The 13,633-nt window shown below is 67.1% G+C and carries 16 protein-coding genes; 15 read left to right on the top strand and 1 reads right to left on the bottom strand.

The window, feature by feature from the left end; genetic code table 11:
• Positions 1-132 precede the first annotated feature (132 nt).
• Positions 133-645: a hypothetical protein gene (locus FRZ61_RS23635; protein WP_151120071.1), complete on the bottom strand. Its 513-nt coding sequence runs from the start codon at positions 643-645 to the stop codon at positions 133-135.
• 1,055 nt (positions 646-1,700) lie between these two features.
• Between FRZ61_RS23635 and ffh the strand changes: the two genes are divergently transcribed.
• The 15 genes from ffh to FRZ61_RS23560 all read left to right on the top strand — a co-directional run bounded on the left by ffh (position 1,701) and on the right by FRZ61_RS23560 (position 13,606).
• Entirely contained in the window at positions 1,701-3,053 is a 1,353-nt protein-coding gene (gene ffh / locus FRZ61_RS23630; protein WP_151120070.1) for a signal recognition particle protein, read from the top strand.
• Positions 3,054-3,066: 13 nt separating this feature from the next.
• The gene (locus FRZ61_RS23625; protein WP_151120069.1) at positions 3,067-3,480 is read left to right on the top strand and encodes a VOC family protein; all 414 of its coding nucleotides are present in this window, start codon (positions 3,067-3,069) and stop codon (positions 3,478-3,480) included.
• A gap of 88 nt (positions 3,481-3,568) precedes the next feature.
• A complete protein-coding gene (rpsP, locus tag FRZ61_RS23620; RefSeq protein ID WP_151120068.1) occupies positions 3,569-3,934 on the top strand; it encodes a 30S ribosomal protein S16 in 366 nt (121 codons plus the stop codon).
• Between the two features lie 72 nt (positions 3,935-4,006).
• On the top strand, positions 4,007-4,528 hold the full coding sequence (rimM, locus tag FRZ61_RS23615; RefSeq protein WP_151120066.1) for a ribosome maturation factor RimM: 522 nt from the start codon (positions 4,007-4,009) through the stop codon (positions 4,526-4,528).
• A gap of 53 nt (positions 4,529-4,581) precedes the next feature.
• Positions 4,582-5,319, top strand: coding sequence for a tRNA (guanosine(37)-N1)-methyltransferase TrmD (gene trmD / locus FRZ61_RS23610; RefSeq protein ID WP_151120955.1), 738 nt, complete (start codon positions 4,582-4,584; stop codon positions 5,317-5,319).
• Positions 5,316-5,714 (top strand): 50S ribosomal protein L19, encoded by a 399-nt coding sequence (gene rplS / locus FRZ61_RS23605; protein ID WP_151120064.1) that lies wholly within the window; start codon positions 5,316-5,318, stop codon positions 5,712-5,714. Before trmD ends, rplS begins: the two co-directional genes overlap by 4 nt.
• A gap of 185 nt (positions 5,715-5,899) precedes the next feature.
• Positions 5,900-7,306, top strand: coding sequence for a 3-isopropylmalate dehydratase large subunit (gene leuC, locus FRZ61_RS23600; protein WP_151120062.1), 1,407 nt, complete (start codon positions 5,900-5,902; stop codon positions 7,304-7,306).
• Positions 7,307-7,460: 154 nt separating this feature from the next.
• Positions 7,461-7,946 carry a GNAT family N-acetyltransferase gene (locus FRZ61_RS23595; protein ID WP_151120061.1) on the top strand — a complete coding sequence of 162 codons (486 nt, stop codon included), beginning with the start codon at positions 7,461-7,463 and terminating at the stop codon, positions 7,944-7,946.
• 112 nt (positions 7,947-8,058) lie between these two features.
• Entirely contained in the window at positions 8,059-8,346 is a 288-nt protein-coding gene (locus FRZ61_RS23590; RefSeq protein WP_151120059.1) for a hypothetical protein, read from the top strand.
• A 139-nt stretch (positions 8,347-8,485) separates the two neighbouring features.
• Positions 8,486-9,163, top strand: coding sequence for a response regulator transcription factor (locus FRZ61_RS23585; protein WP_151120058.1), 678 nt, complete (start codon positions 8,486-8,488; stop codon positions 9,161-9,163).
• Positions 9,160-10,524, top strand: a complete 1,365-nt coding sequence (locus tag FRZ61_RS23580; RefSeq protein WP_151120056.1) for a sensor histidine kinase — start codon at positions 9,160-9,162, stop codon at positions 10,522-10,524. Before FRZ61_RS23585 ends, FRZ61_RS23580 begins: the two co-directional genes overlap by 4 nt.
• Positions 10,525-10,738: 214 nt before the next feature.
• A complete protein-coding gene (locus FRZ61_RS23575; RefSeq protein ID WP_151120055.1) occupies positions 10,739-11,224 on the top strand; it encodes an RDD family protein in 486 nt (161 codons plus the stop codon).
• A 74-nt stretch (positions 11,225-11,298) separates the two neighbouring features.
• Positions 11,299-11,904, top strand: a complete 606-nt coding sequence (gene leuD / locus FRZ61_RS23570; RefSeq protein WP_151120053.1) for a 3-isopropylmalate dehydratase small subunit — start codon at positions 11,299-11,301, stop codon at positions 11,902-11,904.
• 162 nt (positions 11,905-12,066) lie between these two features.
• A complete protein-coding gene (gene leuB / locus FRZ61_RS23565) occupies positions 12,067-13,122 on the top strand; it encodes a 3-isopropylmalate dehydrogenase (protein WP_407657951.1) in 1,056 nt (351 codons plus the stop codon).
• Between the two features lie 73 nt (positions 13,123-13,195).
• Positions 13,196-13,606, top strand: a complete 411-nt coding sequence (locus FRZ61_RS23560; protein ID WP_151120050.1) for a VOC family protein — start codon at positions 13,196-13,198, stop codon at positions 13,604-13,606.
• Positions 13,607-13,633 lie beyond the last annotated feature (27 nt).

The following is a 13,633-nucleotide window of genomic DNA, read 5'->3' as shown; positions in this document are numbered from 1 at the left end:
CCTCGGGCTTGGCGGCAGACAACTAGGATTTTGATTTCAGCATATTTGCGGCATTAAGTAGCAAACGCACCTACGGATGCGGCGACCGATGGTCACGATTGCCGGCTGAAGAGTCGCTATTGTGCGAGGTTCTTAGCAGAAACGCTTAGCTAGCAACCGCTCTGATTCTCTCGTGGTATTCACGAAAAGGGGCAATTGCCAGGAGACTTTCCCAAGCGGCACCATCAATACGGTCAATAGCGCAACTTCTACGCCACAAATCAGCGCGAAAATTGGGTTGGCTGCGGAATCTGAACGAATGCCAAGACCCATAAAGCGCTCAAATTTCGCGCGCGTTGCGTCATCTGAAATTTTGGGCCAATGCCGTTCGGCCTTGGATCGATTCAAAATGAACGCTGGCGCGCGAAGCGGAAGCAGGAGGGCCAATAAAACCATGTTGCGCCAGTTGAATGCATCTCCCAGCATTGCCTCGATGGTATTCTTGTCATCATCGCTGACATACGGAGAACCAAGCAATTCATCACCGAGCGCCGCCATCTCCAGCCTGGAGGGCTGAACAGCGCGCGCGATTGCCCGCATGATGAGTGGGTAAGCAAACGCCGCAATAGCGATGGCTCCCAAAACAATGGCGATGTCAGTTGACATTCGTCGGCCTCATCATTGCTAGCGCGACGGGGTCATCCCCGTCGGCGTCTTCTCACCTTTCTGGCGGCTTCAAATTCTCTTTTCAATTTGTGGCGCTCTAGATCCCACACGAACAGGGACCATACGCCAAAGAAGATCAACCCAAAGACGACGATAACCCGGTGGTCTTCCAACCATGTGGTTACCTCATCATAGACGCCCAATAACCAAGTTAGCCCCTGGGCGCCCCCACTGACTACGGCAATTCGACCGAGAAACCGCAGGGCATGGGCCTTGAACATGGGTACCAAGGGCCTGTTAACAAGGCCCGAAGACGTGGCAAGTTTGGACAATTATCCCCTGATAATTGCATGGCCATAAGGCCATTCAATTAGCCTTAGATCAAGCTAGTCTCGCGTCTTGCCAAGGGAATTTGATCACTATCCATCAATTAAGCGAAGCGTATGGTAACCGGTAGCGGTTAGACACTGAACCAGAAATACAGCCGTAAAGCCGCCCCGGCTGGTGGCGGCCAAAATAAAGCCCATGCGGCTGGTAAAAAGCGACAAAGAGCCTACCGGCTAATCTCCCACAGCATCCCGGCATAGGTGGCTTCGGCGCCGGTCACGATGGCGATCTCTGTCATGGAGTATCCTGCAGGCGCCGCCTCGGGCATGGCGGCAGGCAACTAAGATTATGATTTCAGTATATTTGTGGGGTAACGTGGGGGTCAGCATCGCGGCACTGCTGACCCGCGCGAAATTGCAGCGCAGATTAGAACAAATCAGGAACAAAGTCAAGGCCAATTTGCTTCTCGGATCGAAGTCATCCCTGCACACCGATGGCGCGCTGACGGCCCCGCTTTCCTTGACGCCCCCGCCCCCGCCCTCTATGTTCCGCCCGCCTTCAATCCAAGGCGACGACCCGGCCCCGAGGGGCCCCGCCCGTCCGCGAGTTTCGCGCACGGGCGCGAAGTCGTTTTGGGTCACAGGCCCGTTGGCGCTTTTGGGCTGACGGCCCGCGTTTTTCGAGACCCGAATCCGCACATTTAAACCACCGGGCTTCCCAGACCGACGATGTTCGAGAGCCTTTCCCAGAAACTGTCCGGCGCCTTCGAGCGGCTGACCCGGCGCGGCGCCCTCTCCGAGGGCGATGTCGACGAAGCGCTGCGCGAGGTCCGCGTGGCCCTGCTCGAGGCCGACGTGGCGCTGCCGGTGGTGAAGGACTTCATCGCCAAGGTGCGCGAGGCGGCGGTCGGCGAGGCGGTGCTCAAGAGCATCACGCCGGGCCAGATGGTGGTGAAGATCGTCCACGATCATCTGGTCGAGGCGCTGGGCTCGGCGGCCGAGGGCATCAATCTCGCCACCACGCCGCCGGCCGTGATCCTCATGGTGGGCCTGCAGGGCTCGGGCAAGACGACCAGCACCGCCAAGATCGCGATGCGGCTCACGCGCCGCGACCGCAAGCGCGTGCTGATGGCCTCGCTCGACACGCGCCGGCCCGCGGCGCAGCAGCAATTGGCGACCTTGGGCCAGCAGGCCGAGGTCAAGACGCTCAACATCGTGGCGGGCGAGCCGCCGCTCGCGATCGCCAAGCGCGCGGTCCAGACCGCGACGCTCGAAGCCTATGACGTGCTGATGCTCGACAGCGCCGGGCGTCTCCATATCGACGAAGAGCTCATGGACGAGATCGCGGCGATCAAGACCGCGACCAAGCCGATCGAGACGCTCCTCGTTGCCGACGCCATGACCGGCCAGGACGCGGTCAACGTCGCCAAGACCTTCCAGGACCGTATCGGCGTCACCGGCATCATGCTGACGCGCGTCGATGGCGATGCGCGCGGCGGTGCGGCGCTCTCGATGCGGGCCGTCACCGGCCAGCCGATCAAGCTGCTCGGCATCGGCGAGAAGCTCGACGCGCTCGAGGACTTCCATCCCGACCGCATCGCGGGCCGCATCCTCGGCATGGGCGACGTGGTCAGCCTGGTCGAGAAGGCGGCCGAGACCATCGAGCAGGCCGAGGCCGAGCGCCTCGCCAAGAAGATGCAGAAGGGCCAGTTCGATCTCGACGACCTGGCCGATCAGCTGAAGCAGCTGCAGAAGATGGGCGGGCTCGGCGACATCCTCGGCATGCTGCCGGGCGTCGCCAAGATCAAGGCGCAAATGAAGAACGCCAAGATCGACGACAAGGTGATCGGCCGCCAGCGCGCCATCCTCTCCTCGATGACGCGCAAGGAGCGCAAGAATCCCGACCTGATCAAGGCCTCACGCAAGCAGCGCATCGCCGCCGGCTCCGGCACCACGGTGCAGGAGGTCAACAAGCTCCTGAAGCAGCATCAGGAAATGGCGCGCATGATGAAGCAGATGGGCAAGATGGGGCAGAAGGGCCTGATGCGCCACGGCATCCAGTCCATCATGCCGCGCGGATGAGGGAGCAGGGATCATGACGCGGCCCAACGGATGCTTCTCGCATGTGACGCTCGGCAGCAACGATTTCACGCGCTCCTGCCGCTTCTATGACGCGGTGCTGGCGCCCTTGGGGCTCTCGCTGCTCTATCCTTACGAGGGCGAGGCCTATGGCTATGGCCGCAAGGACATCGACACCCAGGGCGCGCCGGTCTGGATCGTGAAGCCGTTCGACGGCCGCCTGGCGGTCTCCGGCAACGGCGTCCATGTCGCGTTCAACGCGCCCAACCGCAAGGCGGTCGACCAGTTTTATGCCGCGGCGATGTCGCAGGGCGGCAAGGATGAAGGCAAGCCGGGCCTGAGGCCCCACTATCACGCGAACTACTACGCCGCCTATGTGCGCGACCCCGACGGCAACAAGCTGCAGGCGGTCTGCCACGATCCGGAGTGAGATTGGCCCGAAGGAGATGGGCCCGAGTGCATTGATCCAATCGAACCCAAACCGAACAGACGAACGAACCTGAGGAGCAACGAGACACATGTCGCTTAAGATTCGCATGAGCCGCGGCGGCGCCAAGAAGCGCCCCTTCTACAGCATCGTCGTGGCGGACTCCCGCAGCCCGCGCGACGGCCGCTTCCTCGAGAAGGTCGGCACCTACAATCCGCTTCTCCCGCGCGAGGGCGGCAACCGCGTCACCCTCAAGAAGGAGCGCGTCGAGCATTGGCTGAAGATGGGCGCCACCCCGTCGGAGCGCGTCCAGGGCTTCCTCGCCGAGATTGGTCTCGCCGAGAAGCCGAAGCAGCATGTGCAGACCACCAAGCACCTGCCGAAGAAGAAGGCGCAGGAGCGCGCCGCGGCCGCGGCCGACGCGAAGGCCAAGGCCGCCGAGGCACCGGCCCAGTAAGCGGGCCGGTCAGGACGGCGCGAGCGGAAACCCAGGGACAGATCCTCGGACATCATGGCGGCAGGTCTCGACATGAGCGAAGCAGGCAAGGCACGGGTGCTGGTGGGCGTGATCGCCGCCGCGCACGGCGTGCGCGGCCTCGTTCGCGTCAAGAGCTTTACCGCCGAGCCGACGAGCATCGCGTCCTATGGCGAGGTGAGTGACGAGCGGGGTGCCCGCCGCTTCCGCCTGACCCTGCAGGGCCAGGCGAAGGATGGCGTGATCGCCAGGATCGAAGGCGTCGCCGATCGCGACGCGGCCGAGGCGCTCAAGGGCACCAAGCTGTTCGTGCCCCGCGAGGCGCTGCCGGAAATCGCGGCCGACGACGAGTTCTACCAGGCCGATCTGGTGGGCCTGGAGGTCGAGACGCGCGACGGACGGCGGCTGGGCCGGGTCAAGGCCGTGCTCAATTTCGGCGCGGGCGACGTGCTGGAGGTCGAGGGCGAGCACGGCAGCCTGATGCTGCCCTTCACCAAGCGCGCGGTCCCGGTGGTCGATCTCGCGGGCGGGCGGCTGGTGGCTGACCCGCCGGACGAGGTGGAGGCGCGCGGATGATGGCAGCCAAGACCCCGACCGACGCGCAAGGATCGGCGATGAGCAGCCCCGTCATGAGCAGCCAGACGACGCGCTGGCGCGCCAGCGTGCTGACGATCTTCCCGGAGATGTTTCCGGGACCGCTGGGTCTGTCGCTCGCCGGCAAGGCGCTCGAGGCCGGCCTCTGGGCGCTCGACGCGGTCGACATCCGGCAATTCGCCGGCGGCCGCCACGCCTCGGTCGACGACACGCCTTTCGGCGGCGGCCCCGGCATGGTGATGCGCCCCGACGTGATCGACGCGGCCCTCGAGGCGGTCCTGGCGCCGGGCGAGCGGGCGATCTATCTGACGCCCCGCGGCCGGGTCCTGGACCAGGCGCTGGTGCGCGAGCTCGCCGGCCGGCCCAAGGTGACGCTGCTCTGCGGCCGTTACGAGGCGGTCGATCAGCGGGTGCTGGAGGCGCGCGAGGTCGAGGAGATCAGCATCGGCGATTACGTGCTGTCGGGCGGCGAGCCTGCGGCGATCGTGCTGATCGATGCGGTGGTGCGCCTGCTGCCAGGCGTCATGGGCGCGCCGGAAGGGCTCGACGAAGAGAGTTTCGAAGCGGGTCTGCTCGAATACCCGCATTACACCCGGCCCGCCGAATGGCAGGGCCGCGCCGTGCCGGAGGTTCTGCTCTCCGGCCATCACGAGAATATCCGCCGCTGGCGCCGCCAGCAGGCGGAGGAGATCACGCGCGCGAGGCGGCCCGACCTCTGGGCCCGCTACCTCGAGCGCCAAACCGATAGCAAGAAGAAGGAAGCCAAGCGATGACGACGTTGCAGGAAGTTGAAAAGAGCCAGGTGAAGAAGCTGGCCTCGGCGGCGAAGCTGCCGGAGTTCCGCCCCGGCGATACGGTGCGCGTGAACGTGAAGGTGATCGAGGGCCAGCGCGAGCGCATCCAGGCGTTCGAGGGCGTCTGCATTGCGCGGCGAAATGCCGGCCTGAACTCCTCCTTCACCGTGCGCAAGATCTCGTACGGCGAAGGCGTGGAACGCGTGTTCCCGCTGTTCAGCCCGCGGGTCGATTCGGTGGAGCTGGTGCGCCGCGGCGATGTCCGCCGGGCCAAGCTCTATTACCTCCGCGGCCGTCGCGGCAAGGCCGCCCGCATCACCGAGCGCTCGGGCGCCGGCGAGGAGACGGGCGCCGCCGAGAGCACGGAAGCCTGAGGGCCGGCGTGGCGGGTTGCGTTCGCACCGCCACGCACCCATTATTTTGTTGATGTCATGCCCGGCCCCCGAGCCGGGCATCCATGGTTCGACAGGCTCACCGCGAGGACCTCGTCCTGAGCCCGTCGAGGAATGGATTGCCGGATCAAGTCCGGCGATGACAGCTTGGAGTCGAGAACACCGCCATGGCCGCACCGCGCACGCTCTACGACAAGATCTGGGACAAGCACCTGGTCGATCGCCAGGAGGACGGCACCTGCCTGATCTATATCGACCGTCACCTTGTCCATGAGGTGACCAGCCCGCAGGCCTTCGAGGGCCTGCGCACCGCCGGCCGCAAGGTGCGCCGGCCGGAAGCGACGCTGGCCGTGGCCGATCACAACGTGCCGACGACCGACCGCTCCAAGGGCATCGCCGAGCCGGAATCGCGCATCCAGATCGAGACCCTCGAGAAGAACTGCGCCGAATTCGGCGTGCCCTATTTCTCGATGAACGACATCCGCCAGGGCATCGTCCATATCATCGGTCCGGAGCAGGGCCTGACCCAGCCGGGCCAGACCATCGTCTGCGGCGACAGCCATACCTCGACCCACGGCGCCTTCGGCGCGCTCGCCTTCGGCATCGGCACTTCCGAGGTCGAGCATGTGCTGGCGACCCAGACGCTGATCATGGCGCCGGCCAAGAACATGCGCATCACGGTCGAAGGCCAGCTGCCGCTGGGCGTGACCGCCAAGGACATGATCCTCGCCATCATCGGCAAGATCGGCACCGCGGGCGGCACCGGCCATGTCATCGAATATGCCGGCGACGCGATCCGCGCGCTCTCGATGGAAGGCCGCATGACGGTCTGCAACATGTCGATCGAGGCGGGTGCGCGCGCCGGCCTGATCGCGCCCGACGAGACCACCTTCGAGTATGTGAAGGGCCGGCCGATGGCGCCCAAGGGCGCTGTCTGGGAGCAGGCGGTCGCCTATTGGCGCACGCTGCCCTCCGATCCCGGCGCCAGATACGACCGCGAGGTCGTGTTGAAGGCGGCCGACATCGTCCCGCAGGTGACCTGGGGCACGAGCCCCGAGGATGTGCTGCCGATTACGGGCCAGGTGCCGGATCCGGAGAAGATCACCGATGCCAGCAAGCGCGACGCGATGAAGCGCTCGCTCGACTATATGGGGCTCGAGCCCGGCACGCCCCTGAGCCAGGTCAAGATCGACCGCGTCTTCATCGGCTCCTGCACCAACGGCCGCATCGAGGACCTGCGCGAGGTGGCCAAGGTCGCGAAGGGCCGCAAGGTCGCGAGCCATGTCAACGCCATGGTGGTGCCGGGCTCCGGCCTGGTGAAGGAGCAGGCGGAGTCCGAGGGCCTCGACAAGATCTTCATCGAGGCCGGCTTCGAATGGCGCGAGCCCGGCTGCTCCATGTGCCTGGCGATGAATCCCGACCGGCTCGAGCCCGGCGAGCGCTGCGCCTCGACCTCGAACCGCAATTTCGAAGGCCGCCAGGGCCGCGGCGGCCGCACCCACCTGGTGAGCCCCGCCATGGCCGCGGCGGCGGCGGTGACGGGCCATCTGACGGACATCCGGACGCTGAAGTAGCGCACTCCGTATCCCCTCCCCCTCGCGGGGGAGGGTCAGGGAGGGAGCTGCGCGGTCCCGAGATCGTGTCGTCCCCCTTCCTCCTTCGCTCTTCGCGCTACGGAGGACAGGTCCTGACCTTCCCCCGCAAGGGAGGAAGGGACAGACTCCGTCCATGTCTTCGACCCTCATCCGCATCCGCCCCGCCACCCCCGGCGATGCGCCCTTCATCGAGCGGGTGCATCGCGACTCCATCCGCGGCATCCGGCATCCCGTCTATTCGCGCGCCGATCTGGAGAGCTGGGCGAGCGGCCTCTATCCCGACCGCTATCGCCGGGCGATGGACGAGTGGGGCGAGCGGATATTGCTGGCCGAGGCCGATGGCGCCGGCGTGGTGGCCTTCTGCTCCTGGCATGGCGACGAGGTGATCGCCCTCTACGTTCTGCCCGGTTTCGCGGGCCGCGGCATCGCGCGCCGCCTGCTGGGCCTGGCGGAGGGGGAAATCGCGAGAACGGGACACCGCGCGGTCGGGATCGGCGCCAGTCTCTCGGCCCTGCCCTTCTACGAGCGCTGCGGCTACCGCGTCGTCCGCCGCCGCGATTGGCGCACGCGGGGCGGGCTCGTGGTCCCGGTCGCGGATGTGACAAAGCTCTTGCACTAGCAAGCGGGCCCTCGCCGTCCGTCAGCTTCGCGACAGGCGCGTCTGCGCACCCTCCTGGCGCCGATCCGGATCGGAACGGCGCTTCCCCATCCCCCAAGGAGGTTCGATCATCATGTCCATCATCCGCACCCTCGCTCCTTCCGTCGCCACGCTGGGCTTCGCCGCCGCGATCCTCGGTTTGGGATTCGCCTGTGCCTTGTCGCCGGCCTGGGCGGAGGGGCCGAGCTGCGAGAAGGAGATCGCGGCCGTGACCCAGGCCGCCAACCAGCAGGCCGACGCCGCGAAGAAGGAGAAGGCGCTCAACTATCTGGCCGAGGCGAAGGACGAGCTGGCCGACGAGGGCGACGAGGAGGATTGCATCAGCCAGGTGGACAAGGCGAAGAAGCTCCTGGGACTCTAGGAACCGATCGACCGCCGGCGATCCGCCACCCGCGAATCGATCCCATTCGCGGGTGGCTCGCGCCCCCGCTTTCGCCTCGCTAAAGCCCCGATGCGCGGTGCAGAGTAGCGCGTCCGCGAAACCACCCGCCCGCGAGCCCATGCGCCTGCTGCTCATCGAGGACAATGACCGTCTCGCCCTGTTCCTGGCGAAGGGATTGGGGGCGGAGGGATTCGCGGTCGATCATGTCGGATCGATCGAGGATGCGGAGGCGGCCCTCGCGACGATGCGGTTCGACGCTATCCTGCTCGATCTGGGGCTGCCCGATGGCGACGGGCTCGATCTGCTGAAGCGCCTGCGGGCGAGGAACGACGCCACGCCCATCCTCGTCACCACTGCGCGGGGCGAGCTGGGCGACCGGGTCAAGGGCCTCGATGGCGGCGCCGACGACTACCTGATCAAGCCCTTCGAGATCGCCGAGCTCGCGGCGCGGCTGCGGGCGCTGCTGCGCCGGCCGGGCGCCGTGCTCGGCCGCGACATCGAGCTCGGCAATCTCCGCTTCGACGCCGAGAACCGCACCGTCACCGTCGGCGGCGAGACGCTGGCGTTGGGGCGGCGCGAAACCGACCTGCTCGAGGCGCTGATCCGGCGCAGCGGCCGCGCGATCGCCAGATCGGCGCTGGAGAACGCGATCTACGGCCTCGCCGGCGAGGTCGAGCCGAACGCGCTCGAGGTGCTGGTCTCGCGGCTGCGCCGGCGCCTGGCCGAGGCGGGCGCCAGCGCGCAGATCCACACGCTGCGCGGCATCGGCTATCTGATGGCCGACGGCGACGCATGACCGCCGTCGCGCCGGAGCCGCGTCCCTCCGTCACGTCGGAATCCTCGCGCCGTTCCTCCGGCAGCATGGCGTCGCGTCTCGCCTGGCGGCTGGGCGGCCTCTTCGTCGCGGCGTTCCTGATCGCGGCCCTGCTGCCCTACATCAACAGCCGCGACGACCGCACCGAGGTGACGGCCGAGACGCTCCAGGCCGATCTGCGGATGCTGGCGGACGCGATCGCGCGCGAGCCCGACGGACGCCTGGCCGTCGGGCTGCCGCCGGACATCCGCTTCGCCTATCGCGTCCGCGACGAGCAGGACAGCGTGCTTGCCGTCTCGCCCGACTGGGAGGGGCTGCAGAAACCGCCGCCTCCGGCCGACGGCCAGAACCCGCTGCAGGTGTCGGTGCTCAGCGGCCGCGTCGACACGGCCTCGGGGCTCCTGCTGCTCGATGTCATGCTGAACGGCCATGTGCCGGGCCTCATCGACGGCATCGTGAACGAATGGGGCGACGAGATCCTGCCGCTGCTGCTGCCGGTCCTGGTCGCGGCGCTGCTGGTCGGGATCTGGACCATCCGGCGCAGCCTGGCGCCGCTGGGCCGCGTGGCCCAGGCGGCCGCGAGCATCACGCCGCGCGAGACGGGCGTGCGCCTGCCGAGCGACGATCTGCCGGCCGAGCTGGTGCCGCTCGTGGCGTCGGTCAACGACGCGCTCGACCGGCTGGCCGAGGGCTTCCGCCATCAGCGCGAATTCGCCGCCGACGCCGCGCATGAGCTGCGCACGCCGCTCGCGGTGCTCTCGGCCCATATCGAGACCCTGCCCGACAAGGCGGCCGCGGCATCCTTGAAGCAGGACCTGGCGGGCATGCGCCGCCTGGTCGATCAGATGCTGGCGGTGGCCGAGCTCGAGGCGCGCGACCTTCATGTCGGCGACGATGTCGATCTCGCGGCCCTGGCCCTCGATCTCGTCCTGGCGATGGCGCCCCTGGCGCTGACGAAGAACCGCGAGCTGCTCCTGCAGGGCGCGGAACGGCCGGTCACCGTTCACGGCGATGCGGCGGCCCTGCGCCGCGCGCTGCGCAACCTGGTGGAGAACGCGCTCGCCCATGCGCCCGCGCATACGGCGGTCGAGATCCATCTGACCGCGCCCTCGCCCGGCCGCGGCGCCAGCATCGCGGTGCGCGACCGTGGCGCCGGTTTCGCGCCCGCCGATCGCGCCCGCGTGACCCAGCGCTTCTATCGCGGGCGGCGCGCCCAGGGGCCCGGTGCCGGGCTGGGGCTCGCGATCGTCCAGCGCATCATGAGCGCGCATGGCGGCCGCCTCGAGATCGGCGATGCGCCGCAGGGCGGTGCCGAGGTGACTTTGCGTCTGCCGCCGCTCTGACCCCCCGCGACGCGGTTACGGGAGCGCGAGAGGGGCGTTAACCCTCTTGGCGCAGCCATCTGCCCAAGGCGGCAGCTTTGCCCTATGCTCCGCCGGCTGGTCCCAGGTCGGGCCGGCGGTCCTCGCGCGAAGACCGGACGGTCCTGTCCGGCCCGCAAGCCACGGTTGACCAAGAAGATTAAGCGGCGGCAAGGAAACAGCAGATGGGCGGGCGATGATGGAACAGGGCGGGGCGGGAGCCTTGCGCTATGGCGGATTCTGGCGTCGGGTGGTCGCTTCCCTGATCGATGCCGTCATCGTCAATGCGGTGATGGCGGTCCTGAGCTTCGTGATCCCGGTCTATGAGAAGGTCGGCATGGGCGATATCTCGGTGCCCGAGAGCGTCATGGGGATCGGCGCCGAGCTCGAATACAACTCGCTGGGGGCAGTCATCCTGTTCCTCGGAAGCTGGCTCTACGCGGCCCTCATGGAGAGCGGCCCGAAGCAGGCGACTCTCGGCAAGATGGCCCTTTCGCTCCAGGTCATCGATCTCGACGGCGACCGTGTCAGCTTCGCCCAGGCCAGCGGCCGTTTTTTCGCGAAGATCCTCTCTTTCGGCCTGTTCCTGATCGGTTTCCTGATGGTGGCCTTCACGCCGCGCAAGCAAGGTCTGCATGACATGCTGGCCAAGACCCTGGTAATCCGCCGGTCCAGGGGCTAAAACCACGGGTCTCCGCCGCCGGGGCCGGCCCCTTAAGAGCCCCTCGCCCCCGCGGCCTCCCCCGAGGTGATCCGATGCAGAAATTCACCACGCTCCGCGGCGTCGCGGCCCCCCTGCCGATGATCAATGTCGATACCGACATGATCATCCCGAAGCAGTTCCTGAAGACCATCAAGCGCACCGGGCTCGGCAAGCATCTCTTCGAGGAGATGCGCTATACGATCGAGGGCAAGGAGAAGCCGGATTTCGTGCTGAACCAGCCGGCCTACCGCAAGGCCTCGATCCTGGTGGCGGGCGAGAATTTCGGCTGCGGCTCGAGCCGCGAGCATGCGCCCTGGGCGATCATGGATTTCGGCATCCGCTGCGTGATCGCGCCGAGCTTCGCCGACATCTTCTACAACAACTGCTTCAAGAACGGCATCCTGCCGATCAAGCTGCCGCAGAGCGAGGTCGACAAGCTGATGGACGACGCCCAGCGCGGCGCCAACGCCATCATCTCGATCGATCTCGAGAAGCAGGAGATCACCGGCCCCGACGGCGGCAAGATCCATTTCGAGATCGACGCCTTCCGCAAGCATTGCCTGCTCAACGGCCTCGACGATATCGGCCTCACCATGCAGAAGGCCTCGGCCATCGACAGCTTCGAGGCGAAGCGCAAGCTCGATCAGCCCTGGCTCTGAGTCGCCGCTCCGCCCGCTTCCGTCCCTTTCCATCGAGCCCGCCCGGCGCGCCCTTGAGACCGCGCCGGGCGGCGTGACCCACCCTCTCTTCCGAGGAACTCTCCCGTGGCTGCCAACAAGAAGCTCCTGATCCTCGCCGGCGACGGCATCGGCCCCGAAGTGATGCGCCAGGTCGAGCGCGTGCTCGACTGGTATGCCAAGCGCCGCGCGGTCAGCTTCGGCGTCAACCACGGCCTGGTCGGCGGGTGTTCCTACGACAAGCACGGCACGCCCTTGACCGACGAGACCATGGGCGAGGCGATGGAAGCCGACGCGGTGCTGCTGGGCGCCGTCGGCGGGCCGAAATGGGACAGCCTGCCCTTCGAGAAGAAGCCCGAGCGCGGCCTGCTGCGGCTGCGCAAGGACATGGAGCTCTTCGCCAACCTCCGGCCCGCGATCGTGTTCGGGCCCTTGGCGGACGCTTCTTCCCTGAAGCGCGAGCTGGTCGACGGGCTCGACATCATGATCGTGCGCGAGCTGACCGGCGGCGTCTATTTCGGCAAGCCGCGCGGCATCGAGACCCTGCCCGACGGCACGCGCCGCGGCATCAACACGCAGGTCTACACCACGCCCGAGATCCAGCGCGTGGCGCGGGTCGCCTTCGATCTCGCGCGGCTGCGCGGCCGGAAGGTCTGCTCGGTCGAGAAGGCCAACGTGATGGAATCGGGCGTGCTCTGGCGCGAGGAGGTGCAGAAGCTCCACGACGCGGACTACAAGGATGTCGAGCTCTCGCACATGTATGCCGACAATTGCGCGATGCAGCTGGTGCGCCAGCCCAAGCAGTTCGACGTGATCGTGACCGACAATCTCTTCGGCGACCTGCTCTCCGACTGCGCGGCGATGCTGACGGGCTCGCTCGGCATGCTGCCCTCGGCCTCGCTGGGCGCCGCCGACGCACGCGGCCGGCGCCGCGCGCTCTACGAGCCGGTCCATGGCAGTGCGCCCGACATCGCCGGCAAGGACCTGGCGAACCCGCTCGCGACCATCCTCTCGCTCGCCATGATGCTGCGCTATTCCTTCGCGCTCGGCGCCGATGCGGATCTGCTCGAGAAGGCGGTCTCGAACGCGCTCGGCGCCGGCATCCGCACGGGCGACATCATGACCCCCGGCGCCACCAAGGTCTCGACCGCCGGCATGGGCGACGCGGTGCTGAAGGAGCTCGACAAGCTCGCCGCCTGAGCTGGGGCCTGGATCGATTCCAGGCGATCGCCGTTCCTATCCCTTGGGTCGCCCCGCAAGCAGGAGGAAGGGCATGTCGCTGATTCTCTACACGACGGTGGGCGTGAGCGATTTCGCCCGTTCGGCCGCCTTCTATGACGCGGTCTTCGGCGCCCTCGGCTATGCGCGGTCCCATGACGCGGCGGAGGGCTGGGCCGGCTGGGGACCCAGCTATGACGAGGGCGTGAGCTTCTGGATCTGCAAGCCCTTCGACGGCAAGGCACCCGGCCATGGCAACGGCACCATGATCGCGCTCAGGGCCCGCAACGAGGCCGAGGTCGTCGCCTTCCACAAGGCGGCGCTCGCCCATGGCGGCGCCGACGAGGGCGAGCCCGGCACGCGGCCCTATTACGAGCCCAGCTTCTATGTCGCCTATGTCCGCGACCCGGACGGCAACAAGCTCGCCTGCGTCTATCACCGCCACGATCCCAAGGGCGAGGCCTGAGGCTCCCCCCGTGACTCCGGCCCCCGG

Source organism: Hypericibacter adhaerens, assembly GCF_008728835.1.
GTDB lineage: Bacteria > Pseudomonadota > Alphaproteobacteria > Dongiales > Dongiaceae > Hypericibacter > Hypericibacter adhaerens.
Note: the sequence above shows the minus strand (reverse complement) of the source record. Positions and strands in the feature narration are given on the sequence as shown.